This window comes from [Borrelia] tanukii, from assembly GCF_030439725.2.
Taxonomy (GTDB): Bacteria; Spirochaetota; Spirochaetia; order Borreliales; family Borreliaceae; genus Borreliella; species Borreliella tanukii.
In genome coordinates, this window is the sequence record NZ_CP124034.1 from 586,780 (window position 1) to 607,658 (window position 20,879).

Below are 20,879 nucleotides of genomic sequence, written 5' to 3' on the forward strand. Positions count from 1 at the left end.
TAAGAGATGTTTAGCTTAAAAAGATTTTTAAATTTATTTTATTTTGATTTTGTTTATAATAAGAAATTCTACATTTTATTAATAGTTAAAATTTTAGGAATGATATTTATATCTTATTTGCTTGTTAGATTTTATTTTAATTTTACAGCAGCTGATTTTTTAAAATTTTTTGTTCCTAAAATTTTGATTTTAACCCTGATTATATCGATGTTTGCCATGTGTGATTATTACAAAGTAATTCACGATCCGTTTAGAAATATTCTTTATTTATCTTTGCCTGTTTCAACTTTTGAACATTATTTTTTCAATTTAATTAAATATTTATTTGCGTTGCCTTTGATTTTAATATTTTTTTATTATTTAGGGTTAAATATTTTTTTATTCCTAGATAATGCATTCTTTTTAAGAAGTGGTGAGGGTGCTGCATTTTTAGAATTTAGATATCTTTCTGATTTTTTCTTTTTTCGTTATTTTAATTTTTTGTCAATTTTCCCAATTTTCATGTTTTTTAGAATAGCTTTTAAAACACATCCTTTTGTTAAAGTTTTCATATTCTTTTTAGGGACTATTATTTTGTTATTTTTTTTCACGTCTTTTCTTTATTCGGGCTTTAAATATTCACCATGTTCTTCAGATTTAATTTTTTCTTTTGATAGATTTTTAGGCGACCTTTTTTTTAAAATAGTTTATAGTTCGGTATTTTTTTTATATTTAGCTTCATATTTTAAGATATTGGAGTTTGGAAGTATTAGGAAAAAAAGCAATTTGTTTGCTATTGTAGGATTTTTATTTTTTTTAGCAATGTTTAATTATTACTATTTAACCAAAGGCTCATTATATTGCCTTGTTAATTATAATTAAAACAGTTTAAAAGATTTAGAGCAAAGGCTTAAAAATAGCCTTTTAGCTTTAAGCATTAATAAGTTTTTATTTTAGTTTAATATTTTTGTTTGTTAATGTAAGTAAGCATGTTTTATATGCGATTTATGTGTTTTTATTAAGTGTAAGCTTAATTGGTTTGAAATTTAAAGGTTTAATTTTGGGGTATACATGAAAAAAAACTTAAAGATTTTGGTAATAACAGGAGGCGTGATCTCTGGGATTGGTAAAGGAGTTACATCGGCAAGTATTGCAAGGTTATTTAGATATGATTTTAAAGTTACTCCAATTAAATGTGATGGATATTTGAATACTGATCCTGGAACTATTAATCCTGTTGAGCATGGAGAAGTTTTTGTGCTTGATGATGGAGGAGAGGTTGATATGGACTTTGGTCATTATGAGAGATTTTTAAATCTTAATGCAAAGTCTAGTTGGAACATTACAATGGGCAAAATATACAAAAAGATACTTGAAAATGAGCGAGAGGGTAAATATTTGGGAAGAACAGTTCAGCTTATTCCTCATGTTACTGATGAAATCAAGTCTACAATTTTTCAGATTGCAAATTCTGAGAATAGTGAGATGTTGATAATTGAAATTGGTGGAACTGTAGGAGATATGGAAAATATTTTATTTATTGAGACAGTAAGGCAAATAAGACATGAGATTGGAAGTGGCAATATTTCTTTTATTCATTTAACCTATGTGCCTAGTCCAACTGGAATTAATGAACAAAAATCTAAACCTACTCAACAGAGTGTTAAAACTTTAAATAAAGCAGGCATTTTCCCCGATTTGATTATTGCTAGAAGCTCTCAAGTATTAACAGATCAAATCAGAAAAAAAGTGGCAATGTTTTGTAATGTTGAGAGCACCTCTATTATTGATAATGTTGATGTTTCTACTATTTATGAAATTCCTATATCTTTTTATAAACAAGGTGTGCATAAGATTTTAAGTTCTAAGTTAAATATTAAAGTTGATCCGAAAATAGAAGAGCTTTCAAAGCTTGTAGGAGTTATAAAATCTAATTTTTTTGCGCCTAAAAAAATTATTAATATTGCTATTTGTGGCAAGTATGCTGAACTTGATGATTCTTATGCGTCAATTAGAGAGTCTTTGGTCCATGTTGCAGCTAATTTGGATTTACTTATTAAAAGCACCCTAATTGATTCTAATGATTTAAATGAAAGCTGTTTAAAAGGGTTTGATGGCATTATTGTTCCCGGTGGCTTTGGAGGCAAAGGGTACGAGGGTAAAATTATTGCTATTAAATATGCTCGTGAGAACAATATTCCCTTTCTTGGAATTTGTCTTGGTTTGCAGCTTGCTGTAATAGAATTTGCTCGTAATGTTTGTGGGATACTTGATGCTGATACGGAGGAAAATTTAGAAAAAGATAAACCTTTAAAAAATCCTGTTATTCATTTACTTCCCGAGCAAAAGGGAGTTAAAGATAAGGGTGCTACAATGAGGCTTGGAGGATATCCTGTGATTCTTAAAAAGAATACAATAGCTTTTAAACTTTATGGTCAAGACAGGATAATTGAGAGATTTAGACATAGGTATGAAGTTAATAATGATTATATAGATTTATTTGAAAAAAATGGACTTGTAGTATCTGGATTTTCAAGTGATTTTAAAATGGCAAAATTAATAGAAATTCCTAAAAATAAATTTTTTCTAGCTTGTCAATTTCATCCAGAACTTATTACAAGGATAGAAAATCCAGCCAAGCTTTTTTTAGGGCTAATTAAAGCTTGTATTTGAGTGTCTATTTATTTAATGAGTGGGCAAGTTTTCAAAATTAATGTTTGTAGTGTTCTCAAATTGCAATATTTTGTAACTTAAAAATAATTTAGAGAATATAGTTAGCAATATTATTATTAAAAAGTCAAAAAAAGCATTAGCTACTGTTAAATTAAATGGTCTTTTTTCATAGATTATGTCGTTTATTGCTTTGGGTAAGCTAAATGCGAGCCAAGTTATGCTAGATATTAGTATTGCAGATAATATATTGTAATTTAAGCTTGTTAAGCTTCCAAGAGAGTTGTTAGTTAGGGTTATTAAATTGTTAAATAAATTGATAAGAGCGCTGATTAAAAAACTTTGCAATAAATGACTTAAAGTTAAAACGACGATAATAATTATTTTATATTGTTTGTTTTGAGTGCTTAATGTTTCGACATTACTAATTATTTTTTTTAGTAATATTTTTTGGTATATTATTTCTAATAATATTTTAAATAAAGTCATGTTTACTATTAACATTAAATTAATATTTGAGAACATAAATTTGATTAACATAGTTTCCCCCTTCATTTTGGGTATTGATTTAACTATAATTAGTATATAAAAAATTTTGATTTGTTTGGTACGATTCTGATTTTATTATATTTGTATAATGGTTTTAATTTTTGGCAGTTATTATTAGGAGGATTGAATGAAGGAAGAAGACATTAGAAAAACAATTTTAATGAAAAGATTAGTTAAATATTTTTTTGATGAGCTTAAGTATAGGATGAAGATTCCTTGTCTTAGAATAAGCAATAAAGAGATGAGTACCAAATACATACTTCTCAATCTTTTCAGGAAAATTGCAAATCTTCCTTTTAATAAACAATATGAGATAGAAGAGCAGTTTGCTCTTGAAGTCGGTGAGAGAGTTGTGCTTACGGATGCTGTTTTGATTAAAAGAATTGATCATGAAAGATGCGTTATTGTTGGAATTGTTGAAGCAAAAACGGATCAAGTTGATCTTGATTATGAAGTTAATAGATTTTTTCTTCAGGACAAAAAAACCAATGTTCTTTTTTGGCAGCCCAAAAAAGTTATTCTTAAGCAAGATGATAAATTATTTACAGCAGAATCAGATGATATTTTTAATTTTGACAACGATTTTAACTTGCCAAAAGTTAAAGCTAAATTAGAAGAGTTTATCAATATTTTCTTATGTTTTTTTTCTTACAGAGATGCTCTTTTCGAGTATAATAAGGTTAGTGGGCGTTATTCTTGGGTAAAAAGGAAGTGAATAATTAATTAAACAAGGAGAATGATTTGTATCTTTAGATGGTTTTATGGTTTAAGATGAAAGCTTAAATTTATGTCAGATTGTTAATTTTTACTGTTTATTAGTATTTAAATGTAAAAATATTTTTTGTTTATTGATGTATTTGGTTTGATATTAAAGTTGGAATAATGTGTCAAATTAAATACTTTCGTCTCTATTCAAAAAAAAAAAATTATGGTAGAATCCCTTTATGAAAAAATTTCCGTTTTTTAAAAAAAAGAAAGAAAAAGCTTTGGATTCAGACCTTTTAAATATTGTCAACAATGACAAAAAAGATTTGAGTACGTATGAATATAAAGCTCCTGTTAAGGAAATGCTAAAGGGGTTTTATCATACCAAAGCTTCTATTGCTACTTTAAAAGTAGGATTTGAGTCATTGCAAAGAATTTTGTTTTCTGGAATAGAAGATTTTGACCATATATTTTCCGTTCTTGTTAAGATGACAAATAATGCTCGTGATCAGATAAGTGATATTTTTAGTGATCTTGGTAAAAATAACAAGGAAAAACTAAATCAAATATCTTCTGTTATTGTTGGAATTCAGGGAAGCTTAGAAACAATAAGTAATTTTTTGGGTGCTACCAATATGATTTCTCTTAATGCAAAGCTTGAAGCCGCAAGGGCTAAAGAATATGGTAAAGGGTTTTCTGTTGTTGCAGATGAGATTAAACGACTTTCTGATCAGGCGAAAGGTGTTATGAATATGATTTCTGTAAAGGAAATTGAGGAGGTTTCTAAAGATTTAATTTCTCATAACCTTAAGGATTTGCAGATTGATATTGATAAGTTCTTTGCCGAAATTCTTGAACAGCTTAATTATCTTGAGAGTATATTTAAACGCTTTTCAAAAAGTCAAGAGGAATTTTCTTCTTTGCTTGAAAATCTTGATAGCATAGATGCTAATATGGCTTATTATTCAAGGAACTGTGATTCTTTGATTAGTTCTGATACTTTTATGCTTTCTAATGATGAATTTTTAAAAGAGCTAGAATTTATTCTCTCAGAGCAATTTTCTTGGATTAATAATTTGAGATTAATTGTTGAAGGGCAAAGATTATTCATTCAAACGGATGCTTCCAAACATGGGTTTGGATTGTTTTATAAAGGATTGTCTCCTAAGAATGATGCTGTTAAGCAGTTGTGGGAAGAAGTATATATTCCTTATTTAAATATTAATAAGTTTGCAGCTGAAATTTTGATTATATTTAGGGTAGAGAATTGTAATGATAGTGGTTTAAGGCAAGCTAAAGATTTTTTGTCTCAAGTCGAGAGTTTATCCGAAGAAATTGTCAGAAAACTTGAGCATATTAAAAAAATGGTAATTGAATTGGATAATCAAGGAATTAATATTTTTTCTTGATTCTTTTAATAAGAGTTGTTGCAATAATTTAAATTAGAAATTTAAAATTATTATGGGTTTTTAAATTTTTATTTATTTGACTAGGGTTTATTAAAAATCAAGTTTTATTTTGATAAAATAATTTTAGGTATGAGTTTTAGGGCTAAGTTTATTCATCTTCATGTGCATTCAGATTATTCTCTTTTGGATGGAGCTGCAAAAATTTCAGATATTATATCAAAAGCAAAAAAATGTAATATGTCACATATTGCATTAACAGATCATGGCAATCTTTTTGGAGCTATAAAATTTTATAAAGAAGCTAAAAAGGCAGGAATTAAGCCAATAATTGGCATTGAAGCTTATATGGCAAAAACTTCTAAGTTTTTAAAAAAACAGGATGATCTTGGAAAAATGTCTTACCATTTAATTTTGCTTGCCAAGAATGAGCTGGGTTATAAAAACTTATTAAAGTTAACAAGCATTTCTTATCTTGAAGGGTTTTATTATCGTCCAAGGATAGATAAAGAGGATCTTGAAAAGTATTCAGAAGGTTTAATTTGTACTTCAGCTTGCATTGGAGGGCTGATTCCAAGACTTATTTTGGCCAATAGATTTGAAGACGCTAAGAATGAAATTCTTTGGTTTAAAAAAGTTTTTGGCAATGATTTTTATCTTGAGCTTCAAAGGCATGGCATTAAAGATCAAGATATTGTGAATGAAAAGCTGGTTGAATATTCTAGGGAGCTTGGAGTTCCTTTAACGGCAGCTAATGATTCTCATTACGTTAATAAAGAAGATGCGGCTGCTCAAGACATTATTGTTTGTATTGGCACTGGTGCTAAGAAAAGCGATGAGAATAGATTGAAAATGGAAACCAATGAATTTTATATTAAATCTCAAGAGGAAATGTGTGAACTTTTTAATGATTTGCCTGAAGCTTTAGAAAATACTGTAAGGATTGCAGAGAAGTGTGATGATTTTAAAATAACTTTTCCAGGTCCTATTTTGCCTGATTATCAAATTCCTGTTGAGTTTAATACTCTTGGTGAATATTTAGAATATCTCACTCTTGAGGGGTTAAAATTTAGATATAAAACTTTGACAAACAAAATAAAAGATAGGGCTTTTTATGAATTGAGCGTGATAATTGGAATGGGTTTTGAAGGCTATTTTTTGATTGTTTGGGATTTTATTAAATTTGCTCATGATCACGATATTCCTGTTGGAGCTGGGCGTGGTTCTGGTGCTGGTTCAATTGTAGCTTATGCTCTTAGAATTACTGATATTGACCCTTTAAAGTATAATTTGCTTTTTGAGAGATTTTTAAATCCTGAGCGTATTTCTATGCCCGATTTTGATATTGATTTTTGCTTTGAAGGCAGAGATGAGATTATAAAATATGTTACTAATAAATATGGAGAAGATAAGGTGGCTCAAATAATTACTTTTGGGACCTTAAAGCCTAAGGCTGTAGTTAAAGACGTAGCTAGAGTTTTAGATATTCCATTTGCCGAATCTAATGAGCTTACTAAGTTTATTCCTGATGGTCCTAAAGTTTCTTTAAAAGAGGTTTTAGATGACAATTCTTTGAAAGAGTATTTTACCAGCAAACCCGTTTATAAAGAATTAATGGATGCTGCATTGGTTCTTGAAGGAATGAATAGGCATGCTTCAACTCATGCTGCTGGAATTGTAATTTCTAAAACCCCTTTAACCGATTATGTGCCTCTTTATAAGGATTATAAGCAAGGCTCTGTTTCCACTCAATATACAATGGATTTGCTTGAAGAATGTGGACTTGTTAAGATGGATTTTCTTGGCTTGAAAACATTAACTTTAATAAAAAATGCAGAAAATCTTATTAGAAGTGTAAATCCAGATTTTAAGATAAAAAATATTCCGGATAATGACGCCAAGACTTTTAAGATGTTGGGAGAAGGAAGAAGCGCGTCTGTTTTTCAGTTTGAATCTGAGGGAATGCAGCAAATTCTAAAAGACGCAAAGCCCGATAATATTGAAGATTTAATAGCCTTAAATGCTCTTTATAGACCAGGCCCTATGCAATTTATTCCTCAATTTATTGCTGCTAAAAAAGGTGTCAAGAGAATTAAGTATCCTCATCCAGATTTAAAAGAAGTTTTAAGACCGACTTATGGAGTTATTGTTTATCAAGAACAAGTAATGGAAGTTGCAAAAATAATTGGAGGTTTTTCTCTTGGCAAGGCTGATATTTTAAGACGTGCTATGGGCAAAAAGAAAGAAGACGAGATGAATGAAATGAAGGTCGACTTTTTAAGAGGAGCTATTGAGAAGGGATATGACAAAGAAGTTGCTAGTGAAATTTTTGAACTTTTAAAGCCTTTTTCGGGGTATGGATTTAATAAATCACATGCAGCAGCGTATTCTTTAATAGCATATCAAACCGCTTATCTTAAGGCTAATTATCCTGAGTGTTTTATGGCTGCTAACTTGACAAATGAAATTAATAATAATGATAAGCTTTCTTATTACATTGAGGAGTCAAAAGCTATAGGCATAAACGTGCTCAAACCCGATATAAATCGATCATTTAGAGAATTTCGTGTAACCGACTCTGGAATTTCTTATGGGCTTAATGGGATTAAAAATCTTGGAGGAATTGTTGTTGATTTAATAATTGATGAGAGAGAGAAAAACGGTAAATATATTTCTTTTGAGGATTTTATCAGACGTGTAGATGATAAAGTAATCAATAAGAAATTTTTAGAATCTGCAATAAAATCTGGACTTTTTGATAGTTTGGATCAAAATAGAAAAACTTTATTTGAAAATCTTGATCGATTGATTGAAGTTGTTTCGGAAGATAAAAATAATAAAAAACTTGGTCAAAATAGTTTGTTTGATGCTCTTGAAAGTCAAAATCCAATTCAGCAAAGTTTTAATTATCAGGTTTTTAAAGAATATTCTTATTCTGAGCTTTTAGGATTTGAAAAAGAGCTTTTAGGATTTTATGTATCAGGGCATCCTCTTGATCCTTATAAAAAGGCAATTAATAGTTTTTCCAATTTAAATGTTTTAAGTGATCTTGCTGTCAAAAAAGATAGCATTGTCCAATTTGCTGGCATTTTAAATTCAGTAAAAGTTATTCAAACTAAAAGAAATAATGCAAAAATGTCTTTTGGTGTTATTGAAGATTTTAAAGGTGCAATAGATATTGTAGTTTTTACAGAAAGCTACGAAAGGTATAAGAATTTTTTACTTGAAGGCAATGTTATTGGAGTTATGGGCAGACTTACGTTTAACAGAGACAAATTTTCGATTGTAGTTGAAAAAGTTGTAAATATTGAGAGATTATCTGAAGATAGAGTAAATAATATTCATATTAAATTTTTAAATAACAAATTAAATGACTTGCAATTACTTAATTCTTTGAAGGAAAGTATAAGTAATTTTGAGGACAATTCTGGATTTTCAAATGTTTATTTTTATTTAAGGGAAAATGGTAAGGATTTAAAATTAAAAATGAATTCAATTTTAAATTTTAGGCCAGATGAAGACAAGCTTGATAAGTTGAGAAAATGTGTGATAGTTGAAGATGTTTGGGTTGATTAAGGAGGTGCCGTGTTAGTTGTTTTAATAGAAACTTTAATGGTATTTTTGCAGATTTATAGGATTTTAATTTTAATTAGGATCATTCTTAGCTGGCTTGTGTCTTCAGGAATTAATACCAATGTGTTTTTCAGATTTATACATATTGTCACAGAACCATTTTTATCTTTTTTCAGAAGAATTCCTTTTTTCACAATTGGCATGTTTGATTTTTCTCCAATTGCAGCTTTAATAACCTTAACTATTTTTGAAAGAATGTTGGTTTATGGGAATTATAAGCTTTCTACATTTATTATTTTATTTATTGTTGAAATTTGGGGGATATTTAGAAGCATTTTTATTGCTATAGTTTTCTTTTTATTGTTGAGATTATTATTACTGCTTTTGAATTTGTTCCAAGGTTCAGACTTTTTTAAAACAGTCGATTCATTTTTACTTCCTTTATCTACTAAGATAAGTGGTGTAATTACTGACAAACATATGTCTTATACTTTACGTTTGATTGTTGGGAGTGCTTTAATGATAGCATTTATAATTATTATTGAACAAGTTGTATTTGCTATTAGAGTTTTAGGAACATATTTGCCTTTTTAGGAGATTAAAATGTTTTTACATGAGTTTGAATATGAGCTTAAAGGTATAGTTGGTCTTGGTGAGAAAGGGGTTGAAAGGTTAAATAATCTGCAAATTTTAAATGTTAAAGATCTTATTGAGTTTTTTCCTGTAAAATATGAGGATCGTCAAAATATACAAACTTTTCCGGATTTTTCTAAGGTGAAAAGTTGTGATATGATGACGGTGTTCACTGTTGTGGGGCATAAAAAATTTGGGGATAGTTCTAAAAAAAATTTGAAGTTAACGGCTAGAAGTGTAAATGATGAACCTTTTGAAATTTTACTTTTCAATAGGGCTTTTTTAGAAAATGTTTTTAAAATAGATAAAAAATTCTATATTTATTCTAAATTTACTTACAACGATTATAGTGGTTTATGGAGTTGTTCTAATTTTGACAGTGAAGTTTTTAGTGATAATCCCGAAAGGTTTAAAAAAATTCTCCCGGTTTATTCTTTAACAGAAGGATTGACATCAAAGAAGATTTCATTATATGTAAAAGAAGCCCTTGAATATTTTTTTAAGTTTGGGCAAACAGATGTTCCTAAATTTTTAATAGAAAAGTATTCTTTGTTATCGTTGAGCGAGGCTTTAAAAGAGATTCACTTTCCAAGTTCATTAGAAATGCTTGAAAAGGCGAAAAAAACTTTAATTTACAGAGAAATTTTCTTACTTCAGTTTTTTTCAAGGTATAGATCTTCTAAGGTTCTTTTCCGAGAAAAAAAACATTTATCAAAAGATTTGCTTGAAAGGGTTGTCTCAAGCTTGCCTTTTGAACTTACAGAAGATCAAAAAGTTTCTATTGATGAGATATTCTCTGATCTTAGCTCTTCTAAGCCAATGAATAGATTGCTTCAAGGTGATGTTGGAAGTGGCAAAACCCTTGTTGCTTTGCTTTCAGGGATTCCTTTAATTGAAGCTGGGTATCAGGTGGCATTTATGGCTCCTACTGATCTTTTGGCTCGTCAACATTATGATAATTTATCCAACATATTGTCGTCTTTTAATGTTTCAGTGACTCTTTTGACTGGTAGTTTAAAAAAGAAGGATAAGGAGCAAGCGTTAGAAAGCATTAAAAGTGGAACTTCTGGTTTAATAATAGGAACACATGCTATTTTTTACGAAAGTACAGAATTTAAAAGATTGGCATATGTTATCATTGACGAACAGCATAAATTTGGAGTTGTCCAAAGAGAAGAACTTAAAAATAAAGGAGAAGGAGTGGACATGCTTTTAATGTCTGCAACACCTATTCCTAGAAGCTTTGCGTTAACACTTTTTGGTGATCTTGAAGTTTCGCTTATTAAAACCTTGCCCAAGGGTCGTTTGCCTATTACTACTTATTTAGCAAAACATGGCAATGAAGATAAAGTTTATGAGTTTTTAAAAAAAGAGCTCATAAAGGGTCATCAGGTTTATTTTGTTTATCCATTAATTTCATCTTCAGAAAAATTTGAATTAAAAGATGTTAATAATATGTGTTTAAAATTGAAGGAAGTGTTTAGCGAATATGTTGTCGACATGCTTCATTCTAAGTTGCCATCTGATTTGAAAGAGGAAATTATGAAAAATTTTTATTCGAAAAAAGTAGATATTTTGGTTGCTACTAGTGTTATTGAAGTTGGAATTGATTGTCCAAATGCAACTTGTATGGTTGTAGAGCATGCTGAGCGTTTTGGACTTTCTACTTTACACCAAATTAGAGGTCGAGTTGGTAGAAGTAATTTGCGATCTTTTTTCTTTTTACTTTATAAAGAACCTTTGACAAGTACTGGAAAATTTCGACTAAAAACCATAAAAGAAAATTTAGATGGATTTAAAATAGCAGAGGAGGATTTAAGGTTAAGAGGACCTGGTAATTTATTTGGGCTTGAGCAAGCAGGATATTTAAAATTAAAAATATCTAATTTTGTTGATGATAGAGATGTCATAGTCTTGATTAGAGAAGAACTCGACTTATTTTTTCATGATAATTCTGCTTACGATAAGCTTGATATTGATTTACTAGAAAATCTTTTTTGTTCTTATTTGAATGCCGGAAGAAGTATTTAGTTTGCGTATTTTTCAATTAGGCTAATAAGATTTGTTTTATTTTGATTCCAAAATTCAAGAAGCTTATATTGTAAATTATTAAAATATTTTTTCTGAATAAAGCACGGCTTAGGTCCTATGTATAAGTAGTGCCAAGGCTCTGCTTTATATCCAGTTTTTATTTCGTATCCTTTTGGGTATGAAAGAGAAAATCCATATTTTAGAGAATTTTCGTAAAGCCATTTTCCTTCTTTTGTGTTTAGTAAATTATCATCTAGATTTATAAAATCTATTGCTGTTCCCATATGATGTTGAGAATGGCCTGGAATTGCTGATTGATTTTCTGCAACTTTTCTGCCGTAAGTTTTTACATTGTAATCAAATAAAAATTTTTGGTATTCTTGTGTTCTGTAAGCGGATTTGATTTTAATCTCAATTCCAAATTTTTTTGCATCTTTTACTAGTTGAATTAAGTCTTCGATTAAGATTCGTCTTGCCTTGAGATTTTTTGCTCCAAGATTCTTAAGATCTTTAAAATCATTAACATTTACTAGATCAGGTACTTTATAGTCTGCAGGAATTGGTATTTTTTTATTTATTAAAGTTAAAAGATTGTTTTTTTCTGCATCTACTAAAGGTTTTATTTCTTTTAAGAACTGAATAGGATTTTTTTCAATAAAATTTTTGTGCTGTTCATTCATTGTTTTGGTAATCTTAAGCAGTATTGTTAAATCTTTTTTTGAAATGTTGTTTGCTAATAAAGATAGGTTAATAAATAGAAGTAATAAAACATAGATTGATTTCATATTATTTAATTATAATATATTTTAGTATAATAAATAGTTAATTCTAAATATATGTATATTCTAGATTGGGTTTAATTTAATTAAAAGTAATAAATAAAGGAGAGTGTGCACAGGGAGTATGATCAAAAAGTTTAAAAATTATGATCAAATAATAAAAGAGCTATTTATTATAGCTATTCCTACGGCTTTTGAATCGCTTTTATTTCAAATGGTAACTTTTTTTGATAATTTTATGATCTCCTATTTAGGTTCTTTTCACGTTACTGGAGTTTCTTTAGCAAATAGAGTAACTTTTCTTTTTTTTATTATTGTATTTGGACTTGGTACAGCTTTAAGCGCTTACGTGTCCCAAGCAATTGCAAAAAAGAAGTTTCTTCAAATAAGACAATCTTTTGCTTATATATTGTCAATTGGAACTACAATAGGAATAATTTTTTTTATATTTTCATTTTTTTTCCCAAAAAACATTATCAAGCTATTTACAACTAATCAAAATTCTTTAAATTTTGGATCAGAGTATTTAAAAATTATTTCATGGTCTTATGTATTAATGGCATATTCTTTTTTATCGGCTATGGGGTTCAAGAGTGCCAAGGAAGTAAAAATACCTTTATATGTTACTTCTATTGTTGTTTTAATAAATATTGTTTTTAATTATATTTTCATTTTTGGTTTTGGCATGGGAATAAAAGGTGCTGCATATGCTACTGTGCTTGCTAGAATTGTTGAATTTGTTTTTTATTTTTCATATAGTCTGATAAGCAATAATTCATATTATCGGATTAAGTTTAGCGATTTTTTTGCTTCAAAGATAGTTACTAAAGCCAATTTAAAGCTGATTATACCCGTTTTGTCTCATGAGATTTTTTGGGTCTTAGGTATAACTATTTTACATGCATTTTATGCTCGTGTTGGGAGTATTGAATACGCTGCATTTGCTATTGCATCAAATCTTTTTGACATTTGTTTTGTATTGCTTCATGGTATGGGGCTTGCAACAGGTGTTGTTATTGGGCATTTAATGGTTTATGATAAGAAACATGTTAGATCGGTTGGATTTTTTTTATCTTTTTTAGGATTTCTTTTAGGCATTTTTGTAGTTATTTTGCTTATTGGAATATCAAGCTTTGCACCTTATATTTTTAGTAATTTAAATTCCCCCAAACTTGTTAGTGTATTTATTTATGTTTTTGCAAGTATTGTAGTTTTTAAAGCTTTTACGGCGCAAGTTCTTGTTGGAGTTTTTAGGGCCAGTGGTATACCAAATGTTTGTTTTTTTATTGAATCAGGTGTAATTGTTTTTTATACGCTTCCAGTTGCGTATTTATTAGTGTTTTATACAAATTTAAGTTTGCCAATAGTGGTTTTTATTGTAAATGCGGAAGAGATTATTAAAAATATATTTATCATAATTGAATTTTTTCATGATGATTGGATACGAGAGATTGATTATGAAGAGCTTGATTGAGCATAAGGTAGCGTGATATATTAAGTATTAATAAAAATTTTAAATGATCTTGATAAATCTGAAATTCATTCTGATTATACTGATTTAAAAGCAATTCCTTTTGTTTTATTGTAGTATTTTAGTATTCGTCTTTGCAAAAATCTTGATTTTTTATTCGGAGAAGTTTATGTATTCATTAAGTGCATCAAAAAAAGATAAAATTTATAAAGATCTTTTAAAAATTGCAATTCCAACCGCTATTGAGTTTTTTTTATTTAACTTTATTTCTCTTACAGATAACGCTATGGTTGCATATCTTGGCGACTATCCTGTTGCAGGAGTTTCTCTTGCAAATAAATTTTTTGAACTGTTTGTTACTATTGGGTTTGCTATGGTAGGAGCTTACAATATAATCGCTACAAGACAATACAATCAGGGCGATTTCAAGAGTTTTAAAAATACATTTTTTATTAGTATATTAACTATTATTTTATTTTCTTTCCCGTTTATATTGATTTCTAGAGTGAACCCTTTTTTTTTACTTAGATTGATCTCTAGTGATGTGCAGGCGGTTTATTATGGCGCAATTTATTTAAACATAGCTATTTTTTCTTTTGTATTTGCAATCATAAAAGGGCTTGTTGCTAATGCTCTTAAAGTTGTTGAGATTGTTAAATTTCAAGTTTACATTTCTATTTTTTCAGTGCTTTTAAATCTAATATTAAATTATATTTTTATTTTTGTTTTTCATATGGGTGTAGTTGGAGCTGCTATTGCAACAACAGTTATTCGCACCTTAGAGCTTATTATTTATCTTTTCTATACGGTATTTAACAAGAATTCAATTTTGCACTTTAAGCTTGATGATTTAAATATTAATGTTAAGTTGTTTGTTCAGTTAATTAAATTTTTTATTCCAATTCTTTTAAATGATTTTATTTGGTTTTTTGGCTATCTTGTATTGACGTCAATTTTTATAGGAATTGATACTCATAGATATGCTGCTTACAGCATATCTTTTTCTGTTTATTTTATTATCTTTAATATAATTAATTCTTTTTGTATTTCTTTAAATATTATGATGGGCTATGAAATGCATAATAGTAAAAAAGAAATTATGAAAGTTGCAATTTATTTAGGTAGAATTGGCTTAAAACTTGCGTTTTTAACATCTTTTGCATTGTTTGTGTTTTCATTTTTTGCTCCTTATATTTTTTATACATTAAAATATTCGCACCTTACAGGAATTATTTTAAGGTATTCTTCTGTTTCTGCCTTTTTTATGGCTCTTGCTTTTCAATATCTTTTTGGATTTTTTCGTGCAGGAGCATCTCCAAGTTTTGGTGCTATTATGGAAGGTTCTGTAACGTTTGTTTACACTATTCCTATTGCTTTTGTTTTAGCAAATTATACAAATTTTCCTTTTGAAATTATTGTTTTTATTCCAGCTCTTGAGGATGCAATCAAACTTGCTATTTCACTTCCTTATTTTTATAGTGAAAGGTGGATTAAATCTATTAAAACAGGTTGGGAGGTTTGATATAATCTTATTGTGCGTTTAGACGAAATTAAAGGTTTAAATTTTTTAGTCATGGGCTTAGGTCTTAATGGAGGAGGAGTAGCTCTTTCTAGATTTTTATTAAAGCATGGTGCAAGGGTAGTAATTACTGACCTTAAAAGTGAAGCAGAATTAGCTTTAAGTATTGATTCTTTGAGAGATTTTGATGATCAAATTAGGTATGTTTTAGGCAAACACGATGCAAACGATTTTAAAAAAGCTGATATTGTGGTGAAAAATCCAAGTGTGAAGCCCAATAATAAATATTTAAAGTTTGCAAAACGAGTTGAAACGGATATTAGTTTATTTTTGATATTCAACAAGAATCCTATAATTGCAGTAACAGGCACTAAGGGCAAATCGACTCTTGTGTCTCTTTTGTATCAGGTTTTGAAAAAGAAATACCCAAGAGCAAAGCTTGGGGGTAATATTGGTGTATCTCCTTTGAGTTTTTTTGATCAACTTGATGGAAGATCTCCTTTAATTTTAGAGCTTTCTTCTTGGCAGTTGCAATCTTTAGAGAATTTTAATCCTATTCTTAGCATTGTAACAAATGTTTATAACGATCACCAAAATTATTATTTGAATTTTGATGACTATATTGCCGATAAGTCAAAAATTTTTGTAAACCAAACTTCAGGAATTGTAATTATTCAGGATAAGGCTTATTACAAATATTTTTCAAAATTTGAATCAAAAGCCAAAGTTATTTTATTTTCCGAATTTAATCCTTGTGATTTTGATTTAGATGTTTTTTATTGCGATAAAGGTAAAGTATATTTCAATAACAAATTGATTGGAAGTTTTTCTGAGTCACAAGTTGTTTTTATGATTCCCAAGCTTATTGCTTTTTTTGTTTCGTATTATTTAAATATAGACCTTGATCATACGTTTCAGATTTTAAATAATTTTAAAGGCATTGAGCATAGATTAGAGTTTGTTAAATTAGTTCAAAATGTAATGTTTTATAATGATACAGCTTCAACTATTCCTGATTCTACGGTTTTATCTGTTAAAAGTTTGAAAACAAATGATAATCATATTAACTTAATTGTTGGAGGAACTGATAAAGAGCTTGATTTTTCAAGCTTTAGCAAGATTATAAATTGTGTGAAAACTTGGATCTTGATACAAGGTAGTGCAACTGTAAAAATTATTAAGATTCTAGAAAAAAGTAGCATACAATATTTTGTGTTTGATTCTTTAAAAGGTGCAGTAAATTATGCTCTCAAGATTTCAAGTCCAGGTGACATTGTGTTATTTTCCCCCGCCAGTGCTTCTTTTGAGTTTTTTAATAATGAGTTTGATAGAGGTCTGCAATTTAAAAATTTAGTTAATATGCTTGGTTAAATTTTTTTCCTTATTACTTTGTAATAAAAGTATCTGAGTTTTTCAAGATTTGCATAAATCTTGTAAATAAAATTTTTGTAAGTAAAATCATAACAGCCAATTCTGTGAATAATATTTCCCCCAAATCCTGTTTTAAAAGCAAAAAGACCAGATAAGGGATGTTTTTTATTTGCAGTTGGGGGGATTCCTAATAAATCATATTCTTTTATTCCTAGTTTTTTTAAAATTTGTATTGCTTTAAATTGCACTGCGTAATTAGGCATTAAATTTCTATATTCGTTGCTGGAAGCTCCGTAAAGATAAACCGCTTTTTCTTTGTAAATTCCCACTATTATGCCAGAAACAATTATGTTGTTGTAAAATGCAATTATTAATTTTATTTGAGCATTTTTATCTTGTTTGAATATTTTAATGAGGTTTTGGATATATTCTTCTGAGTGGATAGTAAATTTATCTCTTTTGCTAGTTTCTTTGTAGAGTTTGTAAAATTCATTTAAATGTTTGAATTTATCATCTATTATTATATTTAGATTTTTTTTTGCACTGAGCTTTATGTTGTATCTTGTTTTTTTTTTCATATTAAGCAAAATATTTTCAAGAGAATTATTTAAGTTTAATATTGTTGTGTTTGAAGGCTGTATGTCATCAAATGATTTTTTTAGATATTTGATTTTAATTTTTAGTGGAGAATATTTATCATTTAGTGTTCTTTGATAGTAATACATTAAATCAAATCTTAAAAAAATTGTATTTTTATGTAAGTAGGGTTTTATTTTTGTGCTAAATTCCTTAATATTTTCGCTTATCTTGTCAATATTAGTGTTCTCAATAGTTTTGTTTGAAAATTCTGGATGCGGAATGTATGCTAAGTAAAAATTTTTAAATAGTCTTCTTTGCATTACAACAATTTTGCCAAGAACATCACTTTTAAATGCTATGGTTTTCCAATTATTGTTTTTTGTTGTTTTTATTAATGCCCACAGTTCGCTTTGAAGATAATTTTCTTCCATTTCTTTTGTTTTTATTTTTTCAATAGTCATTAATAGCTCTTAGCAAACTATTCCGTTTGGAATATCTTTAGATAAGATTTTGTTCTTAGAATGTTCTAATATTAAGTTTATTCCGTTTATTTTAAGCTCTCCATTTTCTGTTACTATATTAGCTTTTGAAAATTTATTTATGTCAATTTTAGGTGGGCAGATAAGATCTTTATTTTGATCGCTTTCAAGTATTATTCTCTCCCCAACAATAGGATTTTTTATTGAATCTTCTACAATTATAACTTTAAAATTTTTATTTTTATCCTCAGCAGCTATTAGCATTCCTTCAGATTTTATTCCTCGGAACTTTGCAGGCTTTAAATTATCTACTATTATTATATGTTTTCCTAGAAGCTCTTCTTCTTTGTAATGCCCTTCAAGGCTGCTAACTATTTGTTTGTCCCCATTAGTTCCGTCATCTACTTTTAATATGAATAAGTTTTTAGCCTCGGGATTTCTTTCTATTTTGTTTATTTTCACAACTTTTAAGAGCACTTTTTCTCTAAATAAGTTTTCCGGTTGTTCTTTTTCTTGCATATTTTTCTCTCCTGAATATTTTAGTTTTAAATTGTTGATTTTTTTTTGCTCTAGTTTATTGAACAATATTTCTGTAAATTCGATTTTTTTAATTCCCGATTTAGTTCCAAGAATTTTGGTAGAAAATTGATAGCTGTTGCCAAAGAATTGTTGTATCTTTTTGCTTGTTTCGGGAATGAATGGCATCATTAAAATAGACAAGTCTCTGATTAAGTATATTAAGTTTGAGATTAGCTCTTTTGTTTCTTGCGGAAAGCTGTCTTTTCTTTTCCACGGTTCGTTATCTTGAAATATTTTGTTTCCGAGGGACGAAATTTTAAGTATTTCTTTTAGCGCAGATTTTAGTTCTGTCTTTTTAAAAAGATTTAGTATTTTATTATATTCTGGTGTTATTTGTTTCCAAAATTTATTTTGCATTTCTATTGTTTCTACAACATCTCCAAAGAATTTTTTTTGGAATGTTAATACTCTGTTTACAAGGTTTGAAAAATTATCAATAAGCTCTGTATTCACTCTTTCCATAAAATCTTGCCACATAAATTGAAAATCAGATTTTTCAGGTCTGTTGTAGTAGATATAAAATCGCCAAACATCAGAAGGGATTCCTGTGGTAATAGCATCGTTTCCAAAAATTCCTGTTCCTTCCGATTTTGAAAATTTAAGATTTTCGTAATTTAAGTATTCGCTTGATGAGAGCTGGTTTAATATTGTCCAGTTTTCTTTACTTCCAATTTCTATGCAGGGGAATATAATTGTATGAAACAATATATTGTCTTTCCCAATAAATTGTACAAGATTTACATGCTCATTATTTTTCCACCAAGATTCCCAATTTTTAACAATGTTTTTGGTAATTGAAATATATCCTATTGGGGCATCAAACCAGACATAAAATACTTTATTTTCATAACCTTTTTTAGGTACAGGAATTCCCCATTTTAAATCTCTTGTAATTGCTCTTTCTTTAAGACCATCTCTTAAAAAAGCCTTTGTCATTTTAAGGGCATTGGTATTCCAATTCTTACTAGTAGTTGGATTTTTTATCCATTTTTCAAGTTTTGTTTTTATTTTGGGAAGATCTATATAAAGATGATTGGTTTTTTTCAAGATAGGTTTGTTTTTACAAATTATACATTTTGGATTTATTAGGTCTATTGGATTTAAAAGCTTAGAGCAGTTGTCACACTGATCCCCTTTAGCTATGCTTTGGCATTCTGGGCATTCTCCTATTACATATCTATCAGCCAAGAATATTGAATCTTTGTTGCAAAAAAACTGTTCAGTTTCTCGCTCTTTTATATAACCATTTTTTTCTAATTTTAGGAAAAAATTTTGTACAATCTCTTGATGATGCTTGTTGGTTGTGCGACCAAAGACATCAAATTCAATATTAAACCATTTGTAAATTGATTTATGTATTTCATAATATTTATTGCAAAGTTCTAAAGGGGTAGTTTTTTCAATTAATGCTTTGGTTTCTGTGGCTGTTCCATATTCATCTGTTCCGCAGATATAAAGAGTTTCAATTCCTGACATTTTTGAATATCTAGCAAAAGCATCGGCTGATAATACTTGTACTAAATTTCCAAGATGAGGAATGTTGTTAACATAGGGTAGAGCAGCTGTTACCAGATTCATTTTTTTCATTCAGTTTCCCCCTCTTTTGAGTAAGCTATTAATATTGTAATACGTATAGGATAGTTTTTTTCAATACCTTTTATAAAAATTCTTTCAAAATTCACCCATTTTTGATTTTTTCTGTAAAAAATGATATAAATGTTTTTTATTATAGGGGTGTGAGTTTATGAATCATTTTATTATAAGATTTTTTCTTTTTTTATTAGTTTTTACAAACGGCTATTTTGCTTTTTCTAAAAACATCAATGTTTTAATAGTAACTGCTATGGACTCTGAATTTGAGCAGATAAGTAAGCTTATGTCTAATAAGGAAGAAATAGTTCTTAAGGAGTATGGTCTTAATAAAAAGGTTTTAAAGGGGAAGCTGTCTAATCGCAATGTTATGGTTATTGTTTGTGGGGTTGGCAAGGTTAATGCGGGTGTGTTTACTAGTTATCTTTTGTCAAAATACAATATAAGTCATGTGATTAATTCTGGAATTGCTGGGGGTTTTGTTAGTGATAAATACAAAAATATTAAAGTAGGGGATGTGGTAGTGTCTTCAGAGGTTGCATATCATGATGTTGATTTGACTAAATTTGGATACAAGGTGGGTCAGCTTGAGGGATTGCCTCAAAAATTTATTGCCAATAAAAATTTGGTTAATAAAGCTAGAGAGGCCGTTAAATCCAAGATTAAAGATTCTAATGCATATTCAGGATTAATAGTCTCAGGAGATCAGTTTATTGACCCAGCTTATATGAACAAAATTTTAGGAAACTTTAAAGATGTAATAGCTGTTGAGATGGAAGGTGCAGCGATAGGGCATGTTTCTCATATGTTTAATGTACCTTTTATAATTATTAGGTCCATATCTGACATTGTAAATAAAAAAGGAAATGAAGTTGAATATAGTAAATTTTTAAAATTAGCTGCTTTTAATTCAGCTAAAATTGTACAAGAAATTTTAAAAATTCTTTAAGAAATATTTAACTTTTA

At 28.6% G+C, this 20,879-nt stretch carries 15 protein-coding genes; 11 read left to right on the forward strand and 4 right to left on the reverse strand.

The window, feature by feature from the left end; genetic code table 11:
• Positions 1-6: 6 nt before the first annotated feature.
• Both QIA27_RS03385 and pyrG read left to right on the forward strand, forming a co-directional pair.
• Positions 7-861: a hypothetical protein gene (locus QIA27_RS03385; RefSeq protein ID WP_301403598.1), complete on the forward strand. Its 855-nt coding sequence runs from the start codon at positions 7-9 to the stop codon at positions 859-861.
• 189 nt (positions 862-1,050) lie between these two features.
• Positions 1,051-2,652, forward strand: coding sequence for a glutamine hydrolyzing CTP synthase (gene pyrG / locus QIA27_RS03390; RefSeq protein ID WP_301353867.1), 1,602 nt, complete (start codon positions 1,051-1,053; stop codon positions 2,650-2,652).
• A 12-nt stretch (positions 2,653-2,664) separates the two neighbouring features.
• Here pyrG and QIA27_RS03395 read toward each other — a convergent pair whose 3' ends face one another.
• A complete protein-coding gene (locus tag QIA27_RS03395; protein ID WP_301403599.1) occupies positions 2,665-3,189 on the reverse strand; it encodes a DUF1761 domain-containing protein in 525 nt (174 codons plus the stop codon).
• A 136-nt stretch (positions 3,190-3,325) separates the two neighbouring features.
• Here QIA27_RS03395 and QIA27_RS03400 point away from each other — a divergent pair, with 136 nt between their 5' ends.
• From QIA27_RS03400 to recG, 5 genes are all read left to right on the forward strand, one after another.
• Positions 3,326-3,913, forward strand: coding sequence for a hypothetical protein (locus QIA27_RS03400; RefSeq protein WP_301386446.1), 588 nt, complete (start codon positions 3,326-3,328; stop codon positions 3,911-3,913).
• A 229-nt stretch (positions 3,914-4,142) separates the two neighbouring features.
• A complete protein-coding gene (locus QIA27_RS03405) occupies positions 4,143-5,312 on the forward strand; it encodes a methyl-accepting chemotaxis protein (RefSeq protein ID WP_301386447.1) in 1,170 nt (389 codons plus the stop codon).
• A 129-nt stretch (positions 5,313-5,441) separates the two neighbouring features.
• The gene (dnaE, locus tag QIA27_RS03410; protein ID WP_301403600.1) at positions 5,442-8,885 is read left to right on the forward strand and encodes a DNA polymerase III subunit alpha; all 3,444 of its coding nucleotides are present in this window, start codon (positions 5,442-5,444) and stop codon (positions 8,883-8,885) included.
• Between the two features lie 36 nt (positions 8,886-8,921).
• Positions 8,922-9,476, forward strand: a complete 555-nt coding sequence (locus tag QIA27_RS03415) for a YggT family protein (protein WP_301386614.1) — start codon at positions 8,922-8,924, stop codon at positions 9,474-9,476.
• A 9-nt stretch (positions 9,477-9,485) separates the two neighbouring features.
• Complete coding sequence (gene recG / locus QIA27_RS03420; protein WP_301353872.1) at positions 9,486-11,546, forward strand: ATP-dependent DNA helicase RecG; 2,061 nt, start codon at positions 9,486-9,488, stop codon at positions 11,544-11,546.
• Here recG and QIA27_RS03425 read toward each other — a convergent pair.
• Positions 11,543-12,331, reverse strand: coding sequence for a M15 family metallopeptidase (locus QIA27_RS03425; protein ID WP_301353873.1), 789 nt, complete (start codon positions 12,329-12,331; stop codon positions 11,543-11,545). The two genes, recG and QIA27_RS03425, sit on opposite strands and share 4 nt — an antisense overlap.
• A gap of 118 nt (positions 12,332-12,449) precedes the next feature.
• Here QIA27_RS03425 and QIA27_RS03430 point away from each other — a divergent pair, with 118 nt between their 5' ends.
• The 3 genes from QIA27_RS03430 (at position 12,450) to murD (ending at position 16,686) form a co-directional block, all read left to right on the forward strand.
• Positions 12,450-13,799 (forward strand): MATE family efflux transporter, encoded by a 1,350-nt coding sequence (locus tag QIA27_RS03430; protein ID WP_301353875.1) that lies wholly within the window; start codon positions 12,450-12,452, stop codon positions 13,797-13,799.
• Between the two features lie 166 nt (positions 13,800-13,965).
• Positions 13,966-15,318: an MATE family efflux transporter gene (locus tag QIA27_RS03435; RefSeq protein WP_301386450.1), complete on the forward strand. Its 1,353-nt coding sequence runs from the start codon at positions 13,966-13,968 to the stop codon at positions 15,316-15,318.
• Between the two features lie 12 nt (positions 15,319-15,330).
• Positions 15,331-16,686 carry a UDP-N-acetylmuramoyl-L-alanine--D-glutamate ligase gene (gene murD, locus QIA27_RS03440; protein ID WP_301353881.1) on the forward strand — a complete coding sequence of 452 codons (1,356 nt, stop codon included), beginning with the start codon at positions 15,331-15,333 and terminating at the stop codon, positions 16,684-16,686.
• Here the strand turns inward: murD and QIA27_RS03445 are convergent.
• Complete coding sequence (locus QIA27_RS03445; RefSeq protein ID WP_301403601.1) at positions 16,683-17,726, reverse strand: lipid II:glycine glycyltransferase FemX; 1,044 nt, start codon at positions 17,724-17,726, stop codon at positions 16,683-16,685. The two genes, murD and QIA27_RS03445, sit on opposite strands and share 4 nt — an antisense overlap.
• 9 nt (positions 17,727-17,735) lie before the next feature.
• On the reverse strand, positions 17,736-19,910 hold the full coding sequence (gene metG / locus QIA27_RS03450) for a methionine--tRNA ligase (protein WP_301403602.1): 2,175 nt from the start codon (positions 19,908-19,910) through the stop codon (positions 17,736-17,738).
• A 157-nt stretch (positions 19,911-20,067) separates the two neighbouring features.
• Between metG and QIA27_RS03455 the strand changes: the two genes are divergently transcribed.
• The gene (locus QIA27_RS03455; RefSeq protein ID WP_301353885.1) at positions 20,068-20,862 is read left to right on the forward strand and encodes a 5'-methylthioadenosine/adenosylhomocysteine nucleosidase; all 795 of its coding nucleotides are present in this window, start codon (positions 20,068-20,070) and stop codon (positions 20,860-20,862) included.
• Positions 20,863-20,879: the final 17 nt, after the last annotated feature.

Coding starts and splice junctions, on each gene's coding strand:
- QIA27_RS03385 (WP_301403598.1), top strand. CDS start 7: ATGTTTAGCTTAAAAAGATTTTTAAATTTATTTTATTTTGATTTTGTT.
- pyrG (WP_301353867.1), top strand. CDS start 1,051: ATGAAAAAAAACTTAAAGATTTTGGTAATAACAGGAGGCGTGATCTCT.
- QIA27_RS03395 (WP_301403599.1), bottom strand. CDS start 3,189: ATGTTAATCAAATTTATGTTCTCAAATATTAATTTAATGTTAATAGTA.
- QIA27_RS03400 (WP_301386446.1), top strand. CDS start 3,326: ATGAAGGAAGAAGACATTAGAAAAACAATTTTAATGAAAAGATTAGTT.
- QIA27_RS03405 (WP_301386447.1), top strand. CDS start 4,143: ATGAAAAAATTTCCGTTTTTTAAAAAAAAGAAAGAAAAAGCTTTGGAT.
- dnaE (WP_301403600.1), top strand. CDS start 5,442: ATGAGTTTTAGGGCTAAGTTTATTCATCTTCATGTGCATTCAGATTAT.
- QIA27_RS03415 (WP_301386614.1), top strand. CDS start 8,922: ATGGTATTTTTGCAGATTTATAGGATTTTAATTTTAATTAGGATCATT.
- recG (WP_301353872.1), top strand. CDS start 9,486: ATGTTTTTACATGAGTTTGAATATGAGCTTAAAGGTATAGTTGGTCTT.
- QIA27_RS03425 (WP_301353873.1), bottom strand. CDS start 12,331: ATGAAATCAATCTATGTTTTATTACTTCTATTTATTAACCTATCTTTA.
- QIA27_RS03430 (WP_301353875.1), top strand. CDS start 12,450: ATGATCAAAAAGTTTAAAAATTATGATCAAATAATAAAAGAGCTATTT.
- QIA27_RS03435 (WP_301386450.1), top strand. CDS start 13,966: ATGTATTCATTAAGTGCATCAAAAAAAGATAAAATTTATAAAGATCTT.
- QIA27_RS03445 (WP_301403601.1), bottom strand. CDS start 17,726: ATGACTATTGAAAAAATAAAAACAAAAGAAATGGAAGAAAATTATCTT.
- metG (WP_301403602.1), bottom strand. CDS start 19,910: ATGAAAAAAATGAATCTGGTAACAGCTGCTCTACCCTATGTTAACAAC.
- QIA27_RS03455 (WP_301353885.1), top strand. CDS start 20,068: ATGAATCATTTTATTATAAGATTTTTTCTTTTTTTATTAGTTTTTACA.